General features: G+C 74.5%; 21 protein-coding genes and 1 pseudogene. 11 read left to right on the top strand and 11 right to left on the bottom strand.

Annotated elements, in window-relative coordinates; translation table 11 throughout:
- The first annotated feature begins 76 nt into the window (after positions 1-76).
- Positions 77-1,780: a SulP family inorganic anion transporter gene (locus tag SLAV_RS06910; protein WP_051840103.1), complete on the top strand. Its 1,704-nt coding sequence runs from the start codon at positions 77-79 to the stop codon at positions 1,778-1,780.
- A gap of 164 nt (positions 1,781-1,944) precedes the next feature.
- Here the strand turns inward: SLAV_RS06910 and SLAV_RS06905 are convergent, their stop codons facing one another.
- Complete coding sequence (locus SLAV_RS06905) at positions 1,945-2,706, bottom strand: AraC family transcriptional regulator (RefSeq protein ID WP_030224505.1); 762 nt, start codon at positions 2,704-2,706, stop codon at positions 1,945-1,947.
- A gap of 82 nt (positions 2,707-2,788) precedes the next feature.
- On the opposite strand from SLAV_RS06905, the gene SLAV_RS06900 reads away from it, so the two are divergent.
- Positions 2,789-3,592, top strand: coding sequence for a TSUP family transporter (locus SLAV_RS06900; protein WP_030224504.1), 804 nt, complete (start codon positions 2,789-2,791; stop codon positions 3,590-3,592).
- 73 nt (positions 3,593-3,665) lie between these two features.
- Positions 3,666-3,866, top strand: a pseudogene (locus SLAV_RS06895) (TOBE domain-containing protein); the annotation flags it as partial.
- A gap of 18 nt (positions 3,867-3,884) precedes the next feature.
- Here SLAV_RS06895 and SLAV_RS06890 read toward each other — a convergent pair.
- Together SLAV_RS06890 and SLAV_RS06885 are read right to left on the bottom strand one after the other, a co-directional pair.
- Positions 3,885-4,316: a hypothetical protein gene (locus tag SLAV_RS06890; protein ID WP_051840102.1), complete on the bottom strand. Its 432-nt coding sequence runs from the start codon at positions 4,314-4,316 to the stop codon at positions 3,885-3,887.
- A 103-nt stretch (positions 4,317-4,419) separates the two neighbouring features.
- Positions 4,420-5,658: an MFS transporter gene (locus tag SLAV_RS06885; protein ID WP_030224499.1), complete on the bottom strand. Its 1,239-nt coding sequence runs from the start codon at positions 5,656-5,658 to the stop codon at positions 4,420-4,422.
- 134 nt (positions 5,659-5,792) lie between these two features.
- Here SLAV_RS06885 and SLAV_RS06880 point away from each other — a divergent pair, with 134 nt between their 5' ends.
- Complete coding sequence (locus SLAV_RS06880; protein ID WP_030224497.1) at positions 5,793-6,728, top strand: LysR family transcriptional regulator; 936 nt, start codon at positions 5,793-5,795, stop codon at positions 6,726-6,728.
- A 25-nt stretch (positions 6,729-6,753) separates the two neighbouring features.
- Here the strand turns inward: SLAV_RS06880 and SLAV_RS40935 are convergent, their stop codons facing one another.
- Positions 6,754-7,818 carry an amidase gene (locus SLAV_RS40935; protein WP_051840099.1) on the bottom strand — a complete coding sequence of 355 codons (1,065 nt, stop codon included), beginning with the start codon at positions 7,816-7,818 and terminating at the stop codon, positions 6,754-6,756.
- Between the two features lie 105 nt (positions 7,819-7,923).
- Here SLAV_RS40935 and SLAV_RS06870 point away from each other — a divergent pair, with 105 nt between their 5' ends.
- The 4 genes from SLAV_RS06870 to SLAV_RS06855 all read left to right on the top strand — a co-directional run bounded on the left by SLAV_RS06870 (position 7,924) and on the right by SLAV_RS06855 (position 11,471).
- Complete coding sequence (locus SLAV_RS06870; protein WP_030224492.1) at positions 7,924-8,772, top strand: helix-turn-helix domain-containing protein; 849 nt, start codon at positions 7,924-7,926, stop codon at positions 8,770-8,772.
- A gap of 160 nt (positions 8,773-8,932) precedes the next feature.
- A complete protein-coding gene (locus SLAV_RS06865) occupies positions 8,933-10,216 on the top strand; it encodes a phosphatase PAP2 family protein (RefSeq protein ID WP_030224490.1) in 1,284 nt (427 codons plus the stop codon).
- Between the two features lie 411 nt (positions 10,217-10,627).
- Positions 10,628-10,990, top strand: coding sequence for an STAS domain-containing protein (locus SLAV_RS06860; protein WP_030224488.1), 363 nt, complete (start codon positions 10,628-10,630; stop codon positions 10,988-10,990).
- Between the two features lie 19 nt (positions 10,991-11,009).
- Entirely contained in the window at positions 11,010-11,471 is a 462-nt protein-coding gene (locus tag SLAV_RS06855) for an ATP-binding protein (protein ID WP_030224486.1), read from the top strand.
- Here SLAV_RS06855 and SLAV_RS06850 read toward each other — a convergent pair.
- Positions 11,446-12,033, bottom strand: coding sequence for a hydrolase (locus tag SLAV_RS06850; protein WP_030224482.1), 588 nt, complete (start codon positions 12,031-12,033; stop codon positions 11,446-11,448). The genes SLAV_RS06855 and SLAV_RS06850 overlap by 26 nt on opposite strands.
- Positions 12,034-12,086: 53 nt before the next feature.
- Positions 12,087-12,539 (bottom strand): MarR family winged helix-turn-helix transcriptional regulator, encoded by a 453-nt coding sequence (locus SLAV_RS06845; protein WP_030224479.1) that lies wholly within the window; start codon positions 12,537-12,539, stop codon positions 12,087-12,089.
- A 92-nt stretch (positions 12,540-12,631) separates the two neighbouring features.
- Here SLAV_RS06845 and SLAV_RS06840 point away from each other — a divergent pair, with 92 nt between their 5' ends.
- Both SLAV_RS06840 and SLAV_RS06835 read left to right on the top strand, forming a co-directional pair.
- On the top strand, positions 12,632-13,195 hold the full coding sequence (locus SLAV_RS06840) for a DUF6434 domain-containing protein (RefSeq protein ID WP_030224477.1): 564 nt from the start codon (positions 12,632-12,634) through the stop codon (positions 13,193-13,195).
- A gap of 428 nt (positions 13,196-13,623) precedes the next feature.
- Positions 13,624-14,691, top strand: coding sequence for an enoyl-CoA hydratase/isomerase family protein (locus tag SLAV_RS06835; RefSeq protein WP_037686025.1), 1,068 nt, complete (start codon positions 13,624-13,626; stop codon positions 14,689-14,691).
- 58 nt (positions 14,692-14,749) lie between these two features.
- On the opposite strand, the gene SLAV_RS06830 is transcribed toward SLAV_RS06835, so the two are convergent.
- Positions 14,750-15,499 carry a TetR/AcrR family transcriptional regulator gene (locus SLAV_RS06830; protein WP_030224472.1) on the bottom strand — a complete coding sequence of 250 codons (750 nt, stop codon included), beginning with the start codon at positions 15,497-15,499 and terminating at the stop codon, positions 14,750-14,752.
- 167 nt (positions 15,500-15,666) lie between these two features.
- Between SLAV_RS06830 and SLAV_RS06825 the strand changes: the two genes are divergently transcribed.
- Entirely contained in the window at positions 15,667-16,905 is a 1,239-nt protein-coding gene (locus SLAV_RS06825) for a cytochrome P450 family protein (protein WP_030224470.1), read from the top strand.
- 27 nt (positions 16,906-16,932) lie between these two features.
- Here the strand turns inward: SLAV_RS06825 and SLAV_RS06820 are convergent, their stop codons facing one another.
- From SLAV_RS06820 to sigK, 4 genes are all read right to left on the bottom strand, one after another.
- Complete coding sequence (locus tag SLAV_RS06820; protein WP_030224466.1) at positions 16,933-18,003, bottom strand: alpha/beta hydrolase; 1,071 nt, start codon at positions 18,001-18,003, stop codon at positions 16,933-16,935.
- Positions 18,004-18,159: 156 nt separating this feature from the next.
- Positions 18,160-19,749 carry a molybdopterin-dependent oxidoreductase gene (locus SLAV_RS06815; RefSeq protein WP_051840097.1) on the bottom strand — a complete coding sequence of 530 codons (1,590 nt, stop codon included), beginning with the start codon at positions 19,747-19,749 and terminating at the stop codon, positions 18,160-18,162.
- Positions 19,750-19,879: 130 nt separating this feature from the next.
- Positions 19,880-20,692: an anti-sigma factor gene (locus SLAV_RS06810; RefSeq protein WP_030224463.1), complete on the bottom strand. Its 813-nt coding sequence runs from the start codon at positions 20,690-20,692 to the stop codon at positions 19,880-19,882.
- The gene (gene sigK, locus SLAV_RS06805) at positions 20,692-21,258 is read right to left on the bottom strand and encodes an ECF RNA polymerase sigma factor SigK (protein WP_030224458.1); all 567 of its coding nucleotides are present in this window, start codon (positions 21,256-21,258) and stop codon (positions 20,692-20,694) included. Before sigK ends, SLAV_RS06810 begins: the two co-directional genes overlap by 1 nt.
- Positions 21,259-21,289: the final 31 nt, after the last annotated feature.

Genomic DNA, 21,289 nt, shown 5'->3' with positions numbered 1-21,289 from the left:
GCGCGCTTCACCTCCACGCCGCCCTCCGCACGTCACGATGGTGTGGCACACGCCCGTCAGGAGTCCCGGAGGTGCCATGCCGAAGCCCGGTCGGGCCGCGGCGGTCCCGCCTGCCCTCCACGGCTACCGGGCCGCCTGGCTCCGGGGTGACGTGCCGGCCGGCATCACGGTCGCCGCCTATCTCGTACCGCAGGTCATGGCCTACGCCGGCGTTGCCGGCCTGCCCCCGGTCGTCGGCCTCTGGGCCGCCCTCCCGGCCATGGTCCTCTACGCCCTCAGCGGGTCCTCCCGCCTGCTGTCCGTCGGCCCGGAATCCACCACGGCCCTCATGACCGCCGTGGCCGTGGGCCCGGTGGCGGCCGGCGATCCCGCGCGCTACGCGGTGCTCTCAGCGGCCCTGGCCGTCGTGGTCGGACTGCTCAGCCTCGTCGCGTGGGCCGTCAGGCTGGGCTTCCTCGCGGATCTCCTCTCCCGACCGGTCCTCGTCGGCTACCTGGCCGGGGTCGCCCTGATCATGATCGTGGCCCAGCTTCCCCGCCTGACCGGGACCAGCGGCAGCAGATCGGATTTCTTCCCCCAACTCCTCTCCTTCCTCCACCATCTCGGTGACGTGCACCGGCCCACGGCCGTGCTCGCCGCCGGATGCCTCGTCCTTCTGTTCGCCCTGCCCCTGCTGTGGCGCCCGCTGCCCGGGCCCCTCGTCGTGCTGGCGCTCGCCACGGCAGTGGTGGTGGGCTTCGCCCTCGACGAGAACCACGGCATCAACGTCATCGGAGCGGTCCCGAGCGGCCTCCCGGGCTTCGCCCTGCCCGATCCGTCGGACTACGCCGACCTGGTCCTGCCGGCCGTCGGAGTGCTCCTCGTCGGGTATTCGGACGTCGTCCTGACCGCGCGCGCCTTCGCCCGGCACGACGATCCGCACCCCTTGGCAGCCAACCGCGAGCTGCTGGCGCTCGGCGTGTCGAACATCGGCGCCGGAGTCCTGCACGGCTTTCCCGTCAGCAGCAGTGCCAGCCGCACCGCCCTCGCCGACTCCGCCGGCGCACGCACCCAGGTGTACTCCCTCGTCGGCGCCGCCTGTGTGGCCGCCGTCCTGCTCTTCCTGGGCCCGCTGTTGGCCCACACCCCGTCAGCCGCCCTCGGCGCGATCGTCGTCTACGCCGCCGTACGACTGATCGAGGTGGGCGAGTTCCGCAGGCTGGCAGCCTTCCGTCGCCGCGAACTGCTCCTGGCCATCGGCTGCACCCTCGGCGTCCTCGCCCTGGGCATCCTGTACGGCGTGCTGGTGGCCGTGGCCCTCTCCGTCATCGATCTGCTCGCAAGGGTTGCCCGTCCGCACGATGCCGTGCTGGGGATCGTCCCGGGCCTGGCCGGCATGCACGACATCGACGACTACCCGACCGCCCGCACCATCCCCGGCCTGCTCATCTACCGGTACGACTCCCCGCTGTTCTTCGCGAACGCCGAGGATTTCCGCCGCCGCGCCGTGGCGGCCGTCGATGAGCAGGACGGACCGGTCCACTGGTTCGTCCTGAACACCGAGGCCAACGTCGAGGTCGACATCACCGCCCTCGACGCCGTCGAGGCCCTGCGCTCCGAACTCGTCCAGCGGGACATCGTGTTCGCCTTCGCCCGTGTGAAGCAGGAGCTTCGCGAACCCCTCGACGCGTACGGTCTCACCGCAGAGGTCGGGGCGAACCGCATCTACCCGACCCTGCCGACGGCAATCGCCGGCTATCACGCCTGGCAGCGTGCCGACGACCGTGGTTCCGGTCCATGACGAGAGAACGACCATGCGGTCTCTTCCCGGGAACCCGGCTTCGGGGGCTTGCCCTACCGGTCGGCGTGGAGCTCCATGGGGCGGCGCAGGATCACGCCGGCCGGGCGGACCGCCGGTGTCGGTTGGTTCCCCAGGAGCGGCCGTGCCGCGCGGCGGGACGGCCGTCAGTGGTGCCTCATGGAGGACGGTGGTACGCCGAAGGCGCGGGCGAACGCGTAGGAGAGGGCCGCCGGGGAGGCGTAGCCGAGCAGGGTCGCGACCTCGGTCACGGTCCTGTGGCGCAGGAGGGGGATCGAGGCGAGCAGCCGGGCCCGGGACCGCCAGGCCGCGGGGCTCGTCCCCGTCAGGTGCCGGAAGCGCCGGGTGAACACGCGTTCGCTCATGGCCGCGGTACGTGCCCAGTCGGTGTTGGTCACCGCCACGTCGGGGTGGGCGAGGTAGTCGCGGCACAACCGTGAGAACGGCTGGTCGTGCGGGAGGGGGACGTGCAGGGGGACCTCGGAGAGGGCGGCCGTCTCCAGGAGGATCAGCGCGATCACCGCGCTGCCGCGGCGGTCCGCGGCGTAGTCCGCGTCCAGGTCGGCGGCGGCGAGCAGCAGTTCCCGCAGCAGCGGCGGGACCTCCACGACCCGGCAGGCGGTGGGCCACCACGGCACGGCGGACGGCTCGACGTAGAGGCTCGATGTCTGCGTGTCCAGCATCCGCACCCGGTGGCGGGTCCGCGGTGGGATGAGCACCGCGCGTTCGCCCGGGACGGTCCACGCCCCGTCGTCGGTTTCCACGAGCATCGTGCCGGTCGCGGCGTACAGGAACTGCGCCCGGCGGTGCTCGTGCCAGGCGAGGAGCGTGTCCGGCGGATAGTCGGTCGCGATCGGCAGCACCTCGGCGGGCAGGTGGTCGACGCGCGCGAGGGGAACGTTGCGCATGGCGGGAGCCTATGGCCGAAACTCGAAGGGATCGGACTCCCGCTCGATCGTCGGCACCCGTCGTCTCGACTGGACTGGGTCCATGAGTGCTCTCGTTCTTGTCGTCGTCGGGGTCCTGACCGGGTTGACCACCGTGGTGTTCGGTTTCGGAGGGGGCTTCGTCACGGTCCCCGTCATCGTCTGGGTGGACGCCGCCGCGGGCCCGGCCGCGGCGACCGTCGCGGTGGCGACCTCGTCTCTGGTCATGGTCGTCAACGCGGTGGTGGCCACCGCGGCCACGCCCCGGCCGGTCCTGCGCCGTCTGCGGGGGACCGCTCCGCTGCTGGTCCTGCTCGGGATCGGGGGGCTCGGCGGCGCGGTTGCCGCCTGCTCCGCGCCGGCCCGGCTGATCCACTGGGGGTTCGTGGTCTACCTCGCGGTCACCGTCGTCGACGGACTCGCCCGCCCGGGGTTCCTGCGTCCGGCCCCCGCCGCTGCCGCCGCCGGGCGCCGGGCGTTCGCGGTCCCCGCCGCCTCCGGCCTGCCCATCGGCGCGGTGGCCGCGTTCCTGGGCGTCGGGGGCAGCGTCATGACCGTTCCGCTGCTGCGGCGGTCGGGACTCCCGATGGGCGTCACGGCGGCTCTGGCCAACCCCCTCACCGCCTGCGTCAGCGCCCCGGCGTGCGCGGTCTTCCTCGCCACCGCCCAGGGGACGGACACCCGGGCGCTGATGTCGGCCTTCGGGTCCGTCGACCTCGGCGCCGCCGCCCTGCTCCTGCTCGGCGCGCTCCCGGTCGTGGTCCTGCTGCGCCGAAGGCCCCCGCGGATCGCGGACCGCCTCCACGCCGGGGGATACCTCGCCCTCCTGTGCCTGGTGCTGACCGCGATGCTGGTCCGGACACCGTGAGTCCGGAATCTTTCCTCCGGCGCGGCGTGAAAGGCCTCCGCAATTTCGAGAATTCCGATGAGGCGTGGTTTTCATGAGCCTGTCCATCCGCAACCAGATCGCCGGCACCGTCACCTCGATAACGGCCGGTGAGGTCATGTCCTCGGTGAAGGTCCGCCTGGAGGGCGGTCAGGACATCACCGCGGCCATCACCACCGATGCCGCCAAGGAGCTGGGCCTGGCCGAGGGCACCGCCGCCAAGGCCCTGGTGAAGGCCACCGAGGTCTCCCTCGCCGTCGCCTGATCCGCCGGCTCAGACGAGGTCGAGCAGTTCCGTGTGGACGCCGGCGTGGCCGTGGGCCTCGTCGACGAGGTGGATCTCCAGGATCCAGTGGGCCCGCCACCCCTCCTCCAGCGTGCGGCGCAGCGGCCGGTCGTCGTCCGGGCCGATGAACGCCTCCGGCCGCGTCGTCTCCGCGTGCGTGGCCGGAGGGGTGCCGGTCAGCCTCCCGGCGTGCCAGGCACCCGGGGTCCGGCCGGCCTCGGCCGCCAGGGCCCTGATCCGCGCGTGGAGCTCCCGCCCGGTGATGCCCTCGTCCGCGCGGAAGGCCTCCCGTGCGGCGTCGGCCACCACGGCCAGGTCGCCCACGAGACGACGCCGCTCCGGACCGTCCCCGACGGCCACGGTCCGGGCGAAGCCCGTCTCGTACGGCGCCGGCAGCGACTCGAAGTCCAGTACGACCACGTCCCGCGCACCGTTGACGCGGTCCTAACAGGGGCCGTGGGCCCGGCATCACCGGACGATCATCCAGCGCTGGACCGCTACCGGACGGCGGCGCTGGTCGGCCCTACGAGAGCCGCGCGGGTCCGGAGGGAAGGGCCGCCGTGCGACGGGGGAGCAGCAGCGGGGTCGCCAGGAGGACCGCGCCGGCCAGTCCGATGGCCGTGCGCGGGCCGAGCAGGGTGCCCAGTACGCCCCAGACGGCCGTCAGGAGCGCCGTCGAGGCCTTGGTCGTCACCGCCCAGGCGGACAGCGTGCGGGCGACCCGGTCGGTCGCGGTGCGCCGGAGGCGGTAGGTGGCCTGGACGGGGTTGAAGACCCCGCAGCAGAAGATGAGACCGAGTTCGACGCCGATCACCAGCAGCAGCCCCCCGGTGCCCGGGCCCACGAGGGCCAGGCCCACGGGCCACAGCGCGCGCAGGGCCCCGGACACCGACAGGACCCGGTGCTGTCCGAACCGGGCGACGAGCGGCCGGGCCAGCCGTGAACCGAGCAGCCCGCCGACCGAGGGCGCGGCGAAGGCGAGGCCGTACTGCCACGGTGCGAAGCCGAGCGGGCCGAGCATCAGGACGGCCAGGAGCGGCTGGGAGGCCATCACGAGGCCGTTGAACAGGACGGTGTTGAAGAACAGCGGCCGCAGCGCCGCGTCGGAGAGGATGTACCGCCAGCCGTCGAGCAGGTCACCGACCCGCATGCGCCCGGCCTCCTCCCGGCGCCCCGGCGGGGGCTCGTGCCCGCCCATCGCCCGGATGCCCAGGGCCGAGAGCAGGTAGCTGACCGCGTCGGCCGTCACGGTCGCCACCGGACCGAGGAGCCCGATCGCCACGCCGCCCAGCGGCGGTCCGACGATCGTGGCCGTCCAGGCGGTGGACTCGAACCGGGCGTTGGCCACGAGCAGGTCCTCGCCCGGCAGCAGCGATTTCAGGTACGCGCCGGAAGCGGCGCGGAAGCCGATGTCGGCCGCCGCGACGACGGCCGAGACCAGCAGGAGCTGGACGAAGGTGAGCACGCCGAGCGCGAAGGCGGCGGGGACCGTCAGCAGCGCCCCGCACCGCACCAGGTCCGTCGCGATCAGCACCGGCCGCTTGCGGCGGAACTCCACCCACGGTCCGAGCGGCACCGCCGCCGCCGCGCCCACCGCGGCCCCCACGCAGGAGAGGGCGGCGACCTCGGCCGGCCCGGCGTGCAGCTCCCGGACGGCGATCAGCGGGAAGGCGCCGAAGGCGAGCCAGGTGCCGAGCGCGCTCGTTCCGTACGCTCCCCAGAGCCACCCGAACCGCCGCCCCAGCCGCTGCCCGCTCCCCATGGCCGACCTCCCCCTCGCTCCACCCGTACAACCGATCCGCGACCGGAAGCATCAAAGGCCGAAGCCGTACACGGGGTCAAACAACCACTGGGCCGCCCGCCCACAACCACGGGTTGTGCCCATAGGGTGCCGGCATGGACCTCGACACCATCCGGACGTTCGTCGCCGCCGCCGAGGCGGGCCGGTTCCAGGAGGCCGCCGCCGGGCTGGCGGTCACCCAGCAGGCGGTCTCCAAGCGGATCGCCTCGCTGGAGCGCGACCTCGGCGTACGGCTGTTCACCCGCACCCCGCGCGGTGCGGAGCTCACCATCGACGGGCAGGCGTTCCTGCCCCACGCGCGCGAGCTGCTGCGCGTCGCCGAGCGCGCGGTCGCGTCCGTGCGCCCCGGCCGCCGGCCGCTGCGCGTCGACGTGATCGCCTCACGGGTCGCGCCGTCGGGCATGATGCGTGACTTCCACCGCGCGCACCCCGGCACCGAGCTCGACGTGGTGATGCTGTTCGACATCGAGACGGCCGTCGCCGCCCTCCGCTCCGGTGCCGTCGACGCGTCCTTCCGCGCCGTCGGGGTGCCCGGCCGGCCCCTGCCCGAGGAGATCGAGTCCGTCCGGGTGCTCGACGAACCCCTCCAGCTCCTCACCGGCCCCGCCCACGCCCTGGCGGGCGCCCGGTCGGTGGGCCTCGCGCAACTCGCCGGGCACCGGATCTGGATGCCCGGCATCGTCCCCGGTACCGAGTGGGGCGCCTACTACGACGACCTCGCCGCGGAGTTCGGCCTCACCATCGAGGCGACCGGCCCCAACTTCGGCTCCGACGCACTCCTCGACACGGTCGCCGACACCCCGGCCCTGGCCACCTTCATGGGCGAGCACACGCGCGTCGTCTGGCCCGCCGGACACGGCCTGCGCCGCATCCCGGTGACCGACCCGACCCCGGTCTACCCGCACTCGCTCCTGTGGCACCGCGACAACCCCCACCCGGCGCTGGCCGCCCTGCGCGCCCACCTCGCCGCCACGCGCCCAGGCCGCGACGCCCCCGGGACCTGGGTGCCGGGCTGGGTGGTCCCGCGCTGAACGACGCGCCGCGGTCGGCCGCGGGTCAGCCGTGACCGGGGTCGAGGCCGAGGTCGAGGTCGTGACCGAGGTCGAGGTCGAGGTCGACGGGCGGGCGGCGGCCGGACCAGGGGAGCGCGTTCCACAGGGTCGTGAACGACGCCACCAGCTCGTCGGTCGCGGGCAGCGGCAGCCGGGCGTCGACGATCCGGTGGCCGGCCGCTTCGAGCGCGCGCAGCGTGAGCTCGACGGCCGCTGCGCAGGCCGGGTCCACCGGGATGCCCGCCACGGGGGAGTCGGTGAGCACTCCGACGCGCAGTCCGGCCGGCGCGTCGTTGCCCGCCGCCTCGGCGAAGGAACCGCGCGGGGTGGGAGGAGACCACCAGGCCGCCGGGTCGTGGCGCACGAGCACGTCGAGGGTGGCCGCCGTGTCCGCCACCGTACGGGTGAGGACGCCGCTGGCGGCGAGGCCCTCCACGACGACGGCCGCCCGCGCGACCAGGCCGCGCGTGGGCTTCAGGCCGACGAGGCCGTTGCAGGAGGCGGGGATGCGGATCGACCCGCCGCCGTCCTCGGCGTGGGCGAGGGGCGCCATCCCGGCGGCGACGGCGGCGCCCGCACCGCTGGACGAGCCGCCGGGCGTGCGCCCCGGGTCCCACGGGTTGCGCGAGATGCCCAGGGCCTCGCTCTCGGTGAACGGCAGCGACCCGAACTCCGAGGTGGTGGTCTTGCCGAGCGGTACGAACCCCGCTTCCACGAAGCGCCGTACGAACTGGTCCGAGGCCGCGGCCGGGGTCCGGTCGGCGCCGGCGGAGCCGTACGTGGTGGGCCAGCCCGCCACGTCGAGGAAGTCCTTGACGGGCAGCGGGACGCCGTGGAAGGGCGGGAGGTCGTCGGGCGAGGAGGCCCGTGCCACCGCGTCGGCGGCAGTGGCCGCGGCCTTGCGGACGTCGGCGTCGGCCCGGTGGCAGAAGGCGTTCAGCCGGGGGTCGAGCCCGTCCATCCGGCGCAGGTAGCAGTCGGCCACCTCGACCGGGCTCACCTCCTTGCGGCTGATGGCCGCGGCGAGTTCGACGGCCGGGGTGAAGGGGTCGACCGGCGAGTGCGTCATGAGCGGTCCTCTCGGGTACGGGGCACTGTCCTGGGCTCCACGGTGGCCGCCCCCGGGGCGGGGGTCTTGGACGAATGTCGCCAACTCCGGGCGTACGCTGACCACATGGGGGCCGCCGATCCGCGCCGTGACGCCGCCGGGCTGTGGGAGATCACCAGCCCGTCGCGGCCCGGTCTGCTACCGGGCGTCGACATGGCCGGATTCCGCGCCCGTACCGCGGACCCCGTCGATCTGAGCGTGGTCCCGTACCCGGCCGTCACGGTGGCGTTCGACCTCGGCGGCGGCCCCCTCGCCGTCGAGGACGGCGGCGGGCGGCACGAGGGCGGTGTCGTCGTCGGGCTCGCGCCCAGCGGCGTGCACGGCCGCGGCCGCGGCATCGAGTGCCTGCAGCTGAGGCTGTCGCCGCCGGTGGCGCACGCCGTGCTCGATGGTGCGGCGGAGCTGGGCGGCGCGGTCGTCCCGCTGGGCGACGTGTGGGGCCGCGAGGCCGAGCGCCTCCAGGAGCGGCTGCGCGCCGCCGGATCCTGGCGGGAGCGGTTCGAGATCGCCGACGCCGCGCTCGCCCGGCGGTACGAGGCGGGGCGCACGGTCGACCCCGAGGTGGCCTTCGTCCGGGGACGGCTCGTGGCGCACCGGGGCGGGGTCCGGGTCGAACGGCTGGCCGCGGAGGTCGGGTGGAGCCGTCAGCGGCTGTGGTCCCGGTTCCGCTCCCAGATCGGCCTCACCCCCAAGCGCGCCGCCCAGCTCGTCCGTTTCGACGACGCCGCCCACCGGCTCGCCGCGGGGCTCGCCGCGGGACGGGTGGCCGCGGAGACCGGCTACGCCGACCAGTCGCACCTCCACCAGGACGTCAGGGCCTTCGCCGGGGTGACGCCGACGGCCGTCGCCGGTGCCGCCTGGCTCGCGGTCGACACGATCGCGTGGGCCGCCCCCGCCTACCTCGCGAAAGCGTGAGGAACGCCTGCCCGATCGGGCAGGCGTTCATCTGACGTCCAGCCCGTCATCAGGGAAACGCACCCTTTCCGTTAACATGTTCGAGCTCATAACGACGGCGTTGGAAAACATATAAATCGGTTGAAAATTGATATCTAAGAAATGGCGTCGACCGCGCGTCATGCTGTGGGCCGCGGTCGGTGTGGTGGCCCTGGGATTCTTCATCGCGCTGGAGATCGCCGCGCGCCACTACGGCGAACCCGGACCGATCACGAGCCAGGCGCAAGAGGTGATATTCGCCCCGAGGTCGGGGACGGTGCTGTACGTCAGCATGGCGCTGATGATGGTGGTGCTCACCTGGCGGGAGCGGTTCATCGCGCTCGGCGCCGCTGTCGGCATCGACCTCGTCTTCTGGATCGTGCGCAGCATGGTCGGCGCCCAGATGATGGCCGGCAACGGCGCGCTGTGGGTGACCCTGGGCTGCGCCGTCATCGCCGTCACGCGCCGCACCGGCCGGGAGCGGGCGCTGCTGCTGAAGGGCGTCGGACTCGCCCTGCTGCTGGTGGCCGGCCGCAAGACCGGCTACACCTGGCTGCTGATCACGTCCAAGACCCGCCCCATGGTCCTCGACCAGTACGTGGCGACCGCCGATCACGCGCTGGGCAACCCGTCGTGGCTGGCGGGCCGGATCGTGCAGGCCACCGGCTCGGTCGGCCACCACGTCCTCGACTGGGTCTACATCCAGCTCGCGGTGGCCGCGGTCGCCGTCGCGCTGTACCAGCTGCGCCACGTGGCCGCCGAGCGCCGCTTCCCCGGCCACCACCTGGTGCGCACGTTCCTGGTCATAGGCCTGCTCGGGCCGGGCATCTACATGATCTTCCCGGTGGTCGGGCCGATCCTCGCCTACGGCGCCGACGGGGGGCACTGGGCGCTGGCCGACCTGTGGCCCAACACGCCGCCGCCGCTCGGCACCCCGGCCCCGATGCCCTTCGACGAGATCACCCCGCGCAACTGCATGCCCAGTCTGCACACGGCGTGGGCCACCGCGATATTCGTCCATTCCCGCAAGGGCCCCAGGGCGCTGCGGTGGGCGGGCACGTTCTGGCTGGTCGCCACCCTCGGCGCGACCCTGGGCTTCGGCTACCACTACGGTGCGGACATCGTCGCCGGTGTTGTCTTCACGCTCACCATCGAGGCGGCGCTGCGCGCGATCGACCACGGCTGGGACCGGTCGGCGACCTGGATCGTCGGCTACGGCGCCGCGGTCTTCGCCGCGCTCCTGGCCTCGTACCGCTACCTGTCGGTGGAGATGGCCGGGCTTCCCTGGCTCTTCGGACCGCTGATCATCCTGTCGATGCTCTCGGTGATCTACGGCTACGTACGGACCACGAGGCTCTGGGACCGCGAGGCGGCCTCGGTGCGCCTTCCCCAGCCGCGGCGCGAGGCGCAGCCCGAGCTGGTGTGAGCCGGGTCGGAAGCCCCCTGTCCGTCGAACACCGCTGATCGGCGAACAGGGGCTTCCTTCGTCACGCCGTCCCGGGCTGCGAGAGCCGCCAAGCAGTCCGGGCGGGGCGTCCGCACCAGTCAACCAGCGGCGACCTTGATCGGCGACTGGTTCCGGCTACGAAATCCCGCCCCTGCGGGCGTGTCGGTCTAGGTGGATCATCCAAGGCGGGAAACCGGAAATCCCCTGGCATGTGCCACCCGACCGTTCGGTTTTGTATGGTATGCGTGGCCCGGGGGGTCGGGGTACTGCCCGGCGGCGGCGCCCTCGGCGCTGTCCGGGGCCCCGGACAGCGCTCCGCCCGGGGGAGCCGTGCATGGATCGGCCGCACCCGGGCAGGTGCAGGTCCAGCGGGACGGAAGGTGATGTCGGATGGTGTCGGAACCGGAGGACGGGCGGTTCGCCGTCGCGGTGAGCAGGGTGGACGGGGTGACCGTCCTCACGCTCGCCGGTGAGCTCGACCACGACACGGCCGAGCCCCTGCGCGAGGCCCTGGAGGCGGCGCTGGCGCCCGGCGACCGGATGGTCGTCGACATGGCGGGGCTGGACTTCTGCGACTCCACCGGACTGAACGCCCTGCTGCACGCCCGGCTCTCGGTCCAGGAGGCCGGGGGCAGGCTGGAACTGGCCGGGCTCAGCGGGCCGGTCGCCCGGATGTTCCGCATCACCGGCGCCGACGGCGTCTTCCCGGTCCACGCGGACGTGGCACGGGCGTTGCGGCCGGACCATTCTTAGCGAGAGGGAGCGAAGGGCCATGGGGCAGCGCGGGTCGGCGGACCGGAACTGGCTCCTGGTCCTCGACGGGCTCCCGGACCCCGTCACCCGCAGCCGCGAGTTCACCCGCCGGGCGCTGACCGCCTGGCAGTGGCTGCCGGCCGAGGGCGAGGCCGTACGGGAGGCGGCGGAGGACGTCCTGCTCCTGGTCTCGGAGGTGGTGGCCAACGCCTGCCTGCACGGCGGTGGGCCCGGTGCGCTGGTGCTGGACCGTACGGACGAGCGGCTGCGCATCGAGGTCACCGACACCAATCCGGCACCGCCCGAGCCCGGTGGGCACGGGCTCCCGTCGGACCCGGCCCGGCCGGGCGGCCACGGACTGCTGATCGTCGAACGGCTGGCCCGGGCCTGGGGTTCGCGGCCCGGAGCGCTCGGCAAGTGCGTCTGGCTGGAGGTGCCCTGGCCGGCCGCCGGGCTCAGCCCAGAGCGTCCAGCGCCGTGATGATCTCGCCGGTGGAGCTGACCCGGCCCAGCCGGGGGAAGATCTTGTCGAAGGAGTGGGCGTGCGAGGCCGCGTCCAGATCGGCGGTGGCGTCCTCCGCGAAGACCAGCCCGTAGCTGTGCTCCCAGGCGGTACGGGCGGTGGACTCGACGCCGATGCTCGTCGAGATGCCCGCCAGCACGATCCGGTGGATGCCGCGGCGGCGCAGCTGGAGGTCGAGCTCCGTCCCGGTGAAGGCGCCCCAGTGGCGCTTGGTCACCCGTACGTCCCCCAGCGCGGCCAGCTCGTCCGGGATCTCGGAGAACGCCGGCGGCGGGGCGGTGGCCGGCCCGGGGGTGTCGACGTCGGTCGTGGGCAGGTCGCCGCCGTCGGGAGACCAGGCGACGTTGACCAGGACCACCGGCAGCCGGTGGGCGCGGAAGGCCTCGGCGAGCGCGATGCCGTTCTTGAGGATCTCCTCGCCCGGACGGGCGGTCGGCAGGCCCAGGATGCCCCGCTGGAGGTCGATCAGCACCAGCGCGGTGCCGGAGTCCAGGGTCAGGGTGGAGGGGGAGGTGGTCATGCTCGGGCTCCTAGGTCGCTGTTCGCAGGGTTACTGGGGAGGGGAGCGGCCGGTCAGTCCTCGGCCAGGCGGCGCAGCAGCGGCACGGCCTCGGCCAGCAGCCGCTGCTCCTCGGCGGTCAGCCGGCCCGCCATCAGCTCGGCGATCCGGCCGTGCCCGGCCTCACGGCGCTCGCGCACCAGGGCGCGCCCCCGGTCGGTCAGGGAGACGAGCAGCTGACGCCCGTCGGTGGGGTGCGGGGTCCGGGTGACGTACCCCTCGGCCCGCAGGGAGTTCACGGTGGCGATGACGGACTGCGGCCGGATCTTCTCGGCCCGTGCGAGATCGGCCGCGGTGGCCGCCCCGTCCCGGTCGAGCCGTTTGAGGACGGACATCTGCGACAGGCTGACGCCCCCGGCAGCCGAGGCCCGCACCTGGCGCACCAGCATGCCCACGGCCAGCTGGAGCTCCTCGGCGATGTCGTGGATCCCGGCGCGCGGCTGCGGTCCCGATGGTCGCGATGTCATACCCCGACCCTAAAGAACGACAGGCAAACTTACAAGGCATCCTGATGATCCTTCCGTGCCCGTGCCATCTGCCCGCACCCTAGGATGGGAACATGAGTACGAATATTCAGGGTGTGGGGGAGGTCCGGCCCGTGCCGGGCCCGGAGCTGAGCGGGGCCGAACTGCTGCGCTGGTACTGGACCCTCGAAGAGCTGACCGCGCTGGCCCGCCGGCTGGGCGTCCCGGCCGGCGGCGGCAAGGCCGTGCTCACGCGACGGCTCGCCGCGGCGCTCGACGGGCACGCGCCCCCGCCGCCCGCGGCCACCCCTCGGCGCGCCGGCCGCCGGCTGGCGGCCCCCGTCGACGGGGGCACGGTGATCCCCGAGGGGCAGCGGTGCAGTCAGGTCCTGCGGGAGTTCTTCGTGCGGGAGATCGGCCCCGGCTTCCACTTCGACGCCTTCATGAGGGACTACGTGGCCCAGGGCGCGGGCCGCACCCTGGACGAGGCCGTCGCCCACTGGCACGCCACCCGCCGGCAGGCCGCGGAACCCCAGCCGGTCGGCGCCCAGTTCGAGTTCAACCGGTTCCTGCGCGACTGGCACTCCCGCCACCCCGACGGCTCCCGCACCGAGGCCCTCGCGGCCTGGCGGGACCACCGGTCCCGGCCCCGGGGCTGAGTCCCGGGCGGCCAGGGCTCCATATCCGGCGGAGGAACGGGGGAAAGAGGGTCCGCATTCACTGGATCGGCTGACGTCGCCGGGCGGGGACCACCCCGGCGGACCGGTCCCGCTCCCGAGGGGGCACCGGGTGGTGCGCACGGGCCGCCGGTCCGAAAACGGCCGGTCCGCGGCCCGGTGCGCCCTCGCCGGCCGCGATCGCCCCGACTCCCGGACCGGGGCCGACGTCCCTCGCCACGGCCGTCACCGGATCCTGGCCGAGCCCTTCGGGCGCGCCTTCGGGCACGCGCCGGGCCTGCACCCGCCGTGCGGAGGGTTTGGCGCGAACCGGCCGTACACCCCCCAGATCCCCGTACATCCCGAAAGATCATCGAGGTCGTCAGAAATGATCTTCTCCCTACAGTCGAGACGACATACTGACCGGTGTGATGATCGAAGACGACACCGTTGTGATCGAGACCCATGGCCGTGCGGGGGTGGTCACCCTCAACCGCCCGAAGGCCCTCAACGCCCTCACCCACCCCATGGTGCTGCGGATCGCCGAGGCGCTGACGGCCTGGGAACAGGACCCCGCAGTGGACCACGTCATGATCCGCGGCGCCGGGGAGCGCGGCCTGTGCGCGGGCGGAGACATCCGGGCCATCCACGCGGACGCGAAGGCGGGGACCACCGGGTCCCTCGACTTCTGGCGTGACGAGTACCGGCTCAACGCCCGCATCGCCCGCTACCCCAAGCCCTACGTGGCCTTCATGGACGGCATCGTGATGGGCGGCGGCGTCGGCCTCTCGGCCCACGGCAGCGTCCGCATCGTCACCGAGCGCTCCCGCGTCGCGATGCCCGAGACCGGCATCGGCTTCGTCCCCGACGTCGGCGGTACCTACCTGCTCTCCCGGGCCCCCGGCGAACTCGGCACCCACCTCGCCCTGACCGGCGCCGCGGTCGGCGCGGCCGACGCCCTGCTGTGCGGGCTCGCCGACCGGTACGTGCCCTCGGACTTCCTGGAGGAACTCGTCCGGGACCTCACCGAGGGCACCGACGGCGCCCCCGCCGACAAGGTCGTGGACCGCTACGCCCTCCCCGCCCCCTGCTCGGGCGGCTCGGGCGGACTCGCCGCCGACCGGGAGTGGATCGACCGGTGTTACGCCGCGGACACCGTCGAGGAGATCCACTCCCGGCTGCTGGGCACCGGCCTGCCGGCGGCCCGCGAGGCCTCCGAGACCCTGCACGCCAAGTCCCCCACCGCGCTCAAGGCCACCCTCGCCGCGCTGCGCCGGGCCCGTGCGCTGGACTCCCTGGAGCGGGTCCTGGAGCAGGAGTACCGGGTCTCCAGCGCCGCCCTGTCCGTGCCGGACCTGGTGGAGGGCATCCGCGCGCAGGTGATCGACAAGGACCGCCGCCCGCGCTGGTCGCCGGCGGCGCTGTTCCAGGTGCGGCCGGCCGCGGTGGAGCGGTTCTTCGCCCCGCTCGGCGAGGGTCGCGAACTGACCTTCCCGTAGCGCCGCACCGGCCGCGGCGCCCGGTCCGCCGCGGCGCCCGGTCGGCCGCGGCGCCCGGTCAGTCCCGGTCGATCCGGGTCGCCAGGCCGTCCAGGACCCGCTGGAGCCCGTAGTCGAAGTTCTCCTCGCGCAGCCGCGCCGGGTCCCGGTCGCGCTGGGTGGCGTAGTGGTCCTGCGTCAGCGGGTGTTCGTCGAGGGCCTGCTGGGCCGCCGGCGCCAGGGAGCGCAGCCAGTCGGCCTCGCTCATGCCGCTGCGGGCGAGCAGCGAGAGGTAGGAGGCCTCGCTGGTCGTGGCGCCGATGACGTAGGAGATGACCGCCTTCATGGCGAGGTCGGCCTCGCCGGGCGGGAAGCCGGCCGTCCTGGCCAGCCGCAGCATCCGCTCGGACATCCGCATCAGGTTCGGGCCCAGGTGGGCCAGTCCCACCTGGCCGAGGACCGAGGCCACCCAGGGATGGCGCAGGACCATGTCGCGCAGGCTGTGCCCGCTGTGCGAGAGGGAGGCGCGCCATCCGTCCGGACCGCCGGCCTCGGGGAGCTCCAGCTCGCCGTAGACCTCGTCCACGACCAGTTCGATCAGCTCGTCCTTGTTGGCCACGTGCCGGTAGAGCGAGGTGGCGGCCGTGCCCATCTCCGTGCCGAGCTTGCGCATGCTCAGCGCCTCGATGCCCTCGGCGTCGAGCAGCCGCACCGCCGCCGCGACGATCTGCTCCCGGCTGAGCGGGGCCTGTTCCTTCTGGCGCCTCGGCCGGGTCCAGACGGAGGGGACGGGGACCGGGGCGGGGGACTGCTGCTCTGAGGGGGACATGAGCCCACCTTATCCGCCTGCGGACGCTGTACGCGGCATGCGTACAGCGGAATGCAGGGGCGGGTCGGCCCGACGGCATCCCGGGCGAAGCGGGCGGACCGCTTGAACAACAGCCCCTTCAGGCCGCACTGTTGGCCGGTAGTCGTCCATCTGACCAGGAGACCGCCTTGTCGCCGCACACCTCCCCCCGGCACGTCATCGACCCCGCCGGCGGCTGCCCGCACGCGCTCAACGCCCGGCTGCGCGCCGAGGGCGCCGTGGCGGAGGTCGTCCTCCCGGGCGGGGTGCCCGGCGCCGTCGTCCTGGGACACGAGGCGCTCAAGGAGTTCCTCGCCCACCCCGACGTGGCCAAGGACGCCCGCCACTTCCCCGCCCTCCACGACGGCACCATCCCCGCCGACTGGCCCCTGCGGGTCTTCGCCAACGCCCAGGGCATGCACACCGCCGACGACGCCGACCACCGGCGCCTGCGCTCCCTCGTCGGCAACGCCTTCACGGCCCGTCAGGTGGAGCGGCTGCGCCCGCGCGTCCAGGACCTGGCCGACGGCCTCCTCGACGACCTCGCCGCGGCCGCCGCCGGATCCGCCGACGGGGTCGCCGACCTGCGCACGCACTTCGCGCTGCCGCTGCCGATGAGCGTCATCTGCGAACTGCTCGGCGTGGACCCCGAGCACCGGGGCCGCCTGCACCACCTCTCCAACACCGTCATCATCTCCACCGACACCACCCCGGCCGAGGTGATGGCCGCCGTGCGCGAGCTGGTGGAGCTGATCGCCACCATCGCCGCCGCCCGCCGGGCCGCCCCCGGCGAGGACCTCACCAGCGCCCTGATCGCCGCACGCGACGAGGACGGAGACCGGCTCAGCGAGGCCGAACTCATCGGCACCATGCGGCTGATGCTCGTCGCGGGCCACGAGACCACCCTCAACCTCATCAGCAACGCCGTCCGCGCCCTGTGCACCCACCGGGACCAGCTCGCCCTGGTCATGGACGGCAAGGCGACCTGGTCGGACGTGGTGGACGAAACCCTGCGCTGGGACGGGCCGGTCAGCTGGTTCCCCTTCCGGTACCCCACCCGCGACCTCACCGTCGCCGGCACCCTCGTTCCGCAGGGCACCCCCGTCCTCGCCGGCTACACGGCGGCGGGCCGCGACCCGTCCTTCCACGGCCCCGACGCCGACCGCTTCGACCTGACCCGGCCCACCGCCGCCCGCAACCTCTCCTTCGGCCACGGCGCGCACTACTGCGTCGGGGCGCCCCTCGCCCGGCTGGAGGCCACCATCGCCCTGGAACGCCTCTTCACCCGCTTCCCCGGCCTCGACCTGGCGGTGCCCGAGGCCGCGCTCCCGCACCAGCGCAGCTTCATCGGAAACAGCGTCGAGGCCCTCCCGGTCCGCCTGGCCTGACCGGTCCGCGGCGGGTCCCGTACCGCCCTACGAGGCGGGCGCGGGCGGGGAGAGTTCGGTGCTGAGCCAGCCCAGGGCGTCGGGGTACATCCCGCTCCACGTCTGGAAGTTGTGCCCGCCGGCCGGGCGGACGAGCGTCTTCACCCGTACGCCGGTGCCCCGCGCCGCGCGGGCGAAGTCCGCCAGCTGCCGCGGCGGGCTCTCCTTGTCCTGGGCGGAGGTGGCCAGGAACAGCCCGACGTCCGCCCCCTTGGTGTGCCCCAGCAGCCACGCCGGGCTGTTGCGTTCGCGCAGCCCGGGATCGGCCAGCACCCCCGCGTCCCCGGTCAGCGGATCGGGGTCCAGGGCCGCGCCCGCCCGGAACACCTTCGGGTACTGCAAGGGCAGCTTCGCCGCGCAGAACGCCCCGGTCGACACGCCCATCAGCCCCCACCCCTTCGGCTCGGGCAGCGTATGGAAGTTCTTCGCGACCAGGTCCGGCACGTCCCGGGCGAGCCAGGTCGCGATCTTGCGCTGCGGGGTGTCGCTGCAGTCGGTGTTCACCCCGCCCGGATAGATCTCCGGCATCACCAGGATGAACGGGCGCGCCTCGCCGAGCCGGACCAGCCGCTCCAGCGCCCCGGGCATGGACCCCAGGTCCATCCAGGAACGAGGCGTACCCGGGTAGCCGTGCAGCAGCATCACCACCGGGAACCGGGTCCGGTCCGCCCCCGGCGCGTCGTAGGCCGGGGGAGTCCACACGATCACCTGCCCGGCGAGCTTCGAGTGACTGCCCCGGACGTACGTGCTGAGGGTGCCGTCGGCGCCCTGCGTGAACTTGGCCCGGCCGACCGGCGGCCCCGTCATCGCGGAGGCGTCCTGCCCGTTCCCGGTGCCCAGCAGGTCGTCCCACGAGGCGTACAGCCCGAAGCTGCCGTTGATCCACGCGGCGACCACGCAGATCGCCGTCAGCTGGCACAGCCCGATCATCAGCACCCGCGCCGTCCACCGCACCGGAGCGGGCCCCGGGACCCGGTTCCACAGCAGCAGCGCCAGCAGCACGGCCAGCACCGTGACCGCGATCAGCGTGACGAGGAACGCGGTACTGGTCAGCTCCACGGCGTCGGCTCCTGACGTGCGGGAGGGCGGGACGGCAGGCTCGCGGCGTCCTGACGGGGCCCTCAATGTACGGCGCCCGCGGGCCCGGGGCGCGGGCCCGCGCCGTGTCGCCGCGGGCGCCGGGACGGACCCGCCGCCGTCCCCGGCCGCCCCGGATCACAGCGGGCGGACGTCCACGGTGACCGTGTGCCAGCCCGTCGCCCCGTCCGGGAGGGTTCCGGAGCGGGTGCCCGTCTGGGTCCGTCCCGAGCCGTCCGTGGCCCGGACCTGGAGCGTGTGCCCTCCGGGAACGGCGTCCCAGGGCCACACCCACTGCCGCCAGGTGTCGACGCCGTCGGCCGCCGCCAGCCGGGCCGGGCTCCACGGCCCGTCGTCGACCCGCACCTCCACCCGGGAGATCCCCCGGTGCTGCGCCCACGCCACCCCGGCCACCATCACCCGCCCGGGTGACACCCGGCCGAAGGGACGCGGGGTGTCGATCCGCGACTGCGTCTTGACGACGGCCTGCTGCGCCCAGGACCGCCGCACCCAGTACGCGTCGTAGGCGGCGAAGGTGGTGAGGCGCAGCTCGGTCAGCCACTTGCAGGCGGACACGTACCCGTACAGGCCCGGTACGACCATCCGGACCGGGAAGCCGTGCGCGAAGGGGAGCGGCGCGCCGTTCATCCCGACGGCGAGCAGCGCGTCCCGGCCGTCCATGACGGCCTCGACGGGCGTTCCGATGGTCATCCCGTCGACCGAGCGGGCCACCAACTGGTCGGCGGGGCCGCCCTCGGAGGGCGGCCGCACACCCGCCTCGCGCAACAGGTCGGCCAGGCGGACGCCGAGCCAGCGGGCGTTGCCCGCGTACGGGCCGCCGACCTCGTTCGAGACGCAGGTCAGGGTGACGTCGTGCTCGACCAGCGGCCGGGCGAGCAGGGTCCGCAGGTCCAGGCTCAGGGGGCGGGCGACCCCGTCCCCGCGGAGCGTGAGCCGCCAGGTGCCGGCGTCCACCCGGGGGACGACCAGGGCGGTGTCCACGCGGTAGAAGTCCCCGGTGGGGGTGATGAACGGGGAGAGGCCGGGGATCGGCAGGTCCGCCCCGGCGGGTACGGGCGGCGCGGGGACGGCCGGAGGCGGCAGGACGAGGTCCGCCCGGGAGGCGGTGGCCCGCGCCGAGCCGTGGGCGCCGAGGCGGCGCCCGGCGAGGCCGGCCACCGCCGAGGCGGCGACGGTGGCCGTCACGATCCGGCCGAAGCCCCGCCGGTCCATGGGCCAGGTGCCGCCGGGCCGCCCCGGCGCGGGGCGGGGCCGCCGCAGGGTGGTCACCAGCAGGTACAGCACTCCGGCCGCGACCGCCCCGCCCGCGAGCGAGGGCAGGGCGTCCCGCCAGCTCGCCTCCGGGCGGCCGAGCGCGGCCACCGCCCCCAGGACGCCCACCGCACCGGCGAGCGCCAGGCCCGTATGGAGCCGGTGCACGGCGAGCACGCCCGTCGCGGCGGCGAGGACCGCGAGCACCACCGTGATCCCGAGCGTCAGCACGGGCTTGTCGGAGGTGCCGAAGGTCCGGATCGCCCATTCCTTGACCGCGGCCGGCGTACGGTCCACCACGGCCCCGCCGACCGCGGTGAGCGGGGCCGACTCGGGCCGGACGGCCACCGCCGCCAGCGATGCCACCGCCAGTCCGGCGAACGCCGCCACGAGCCCGCAGACGGCTCCGGCCGGCCAGAGCGGGCGGGCACCGCGCGCACGTTCCACGGGTTCCATCGCCGCTCACCTCCACCGCACGCTCCCGGCGGGCACGCACCGCCGCGCGGAGCCGGTCCTTCCCCACCCTTCCACTGTTCCGCGCCGGACGCCGGACGCCGGACGCCGGAACCGGAACCTGCCGGGCCGGCTACGCGGTCCGGGCGCCGGGCAGGACCAGGAGGACCAGGGGAGCCGTCGTCGGGGCGGCGGAACCGCCCTCGGGCTCCACGGTGACGCCGACCCCGGTGGCCCCGCCCACCGGGCCCGCCAGCAGCGCCGGGGCACCGGGCCGGGCGGGGTCCATCAGGCCCGCCGGGCGCATGCCGCCAGGACCGGCGAACCACAGCTGGTAGACCCGCCCCGCCGGGGGCGCCGCCATCCCCGAGGGCACGAACACCGCCCCGTCCCGTTCACGGGAGAGCACCACGGTCCCCGTACCGCCGTCAGGGATCCGGCCGGACGCCAGGCGGGCGTCGGGGGCGGACAGCACCCCGGCCAGCGCCGCCTCCCGCGCCTCCGCGGCCCGGGCCTGCTGCCGCGCGGTGTCCGCCCGCTGGTACTGCCAGGCCGCGACCCCGCCCAGCCCGGCCGCCACCGCGAGGCAGGCCGCCAGGGCCCATCGGGACCACGCCCGGTGCCGCGGGGCCCGGTGCCGGGCCGGCCCCGGCTCCGGTTCCGGCGCCGGTTCCGTTTCGGGACCGGCGCCCCGGGCCGCCCCGGGCTCCGGTTCCGCACCGGCCGGGAGCTCCCGGATCCGCCGCAGCACGGCCCCGCGGAGCGCGGGCGGGGGCTCCACCGCGGCCGCGGCGCCGAGCAGGGCCGCCGTCGCCGCGAACTCCCGTACCTCACGGGCGCAGTCCGGGCAGGTCTCCAGATGTGCCTCGAAGGCGGCGCGCTCCGGCTCCGCCAGCGCGTCCAGCACGTACGCCGCCGTCGCCTCGTGCGGGTTCTCCGTGCCCATCAGCCGCTCACCCCGAGACAGTCGCGCAGCCGCAGGAGACCGTCCCGCAGCCGCGTCTTCACGGTACCCAGCGGTACCGACAGCGACTCGGACACCTCGCGGCAGGTCCGCCCCCGGTAGTAGGCCAGGACCACCGACTGCCGCTGGAGGTCGGTCAGCCCCGCCAGGCACCGCCGCACCCGCGCCCGCTCCTCGTGCTCCAGCGCGGCCTCGGTCACCTCGTCGAACTCCGGCAGCGCCGCCTCCAGCCGCGCCGCCCGCCGCTCCCGGTCGGCCGAGGCCTGCGCGGAGCGCACCCGGTCCACCGCACGCCGGTGGGCCATCGTCAGCACCCAGGTCCGTACGCCGCCCCGCTCGCGGCGGTAGCGCCCGGCGGTGCGCCACACCTCGACGAACACCTCCTGGGTCACCTCCTCCGCCTGCGCCCGGTCGCGGAGCACGGCGCTCGTCACGCCGAGCACGGCCGGGCTCACCGCCTCGTACACCGAGACGAAGGCCGCCTCGTCACCCCCGGCTACCCTGCCGAGGGCGGCGGCCAGATCCTCGTCGGCCCGGGCCCGTGTCATGTCGTTCACGCACCGATCCTCCGTGAGGGGC

The organism is Streptomyces lavendulae subsp. lavendulae, from assembly GCF_002803845.1.
Lineage (GTDB): Bacteria > Actinomycetota > Actinomycetes > Streptomycetales > Streptomycetaceae > Streptomyces > Streptomyces lavendulae.
Note: the sequence above shows the minus strand (reverse complement) of the source record. Positions and strands in the feature narration are given on the sequence as shown.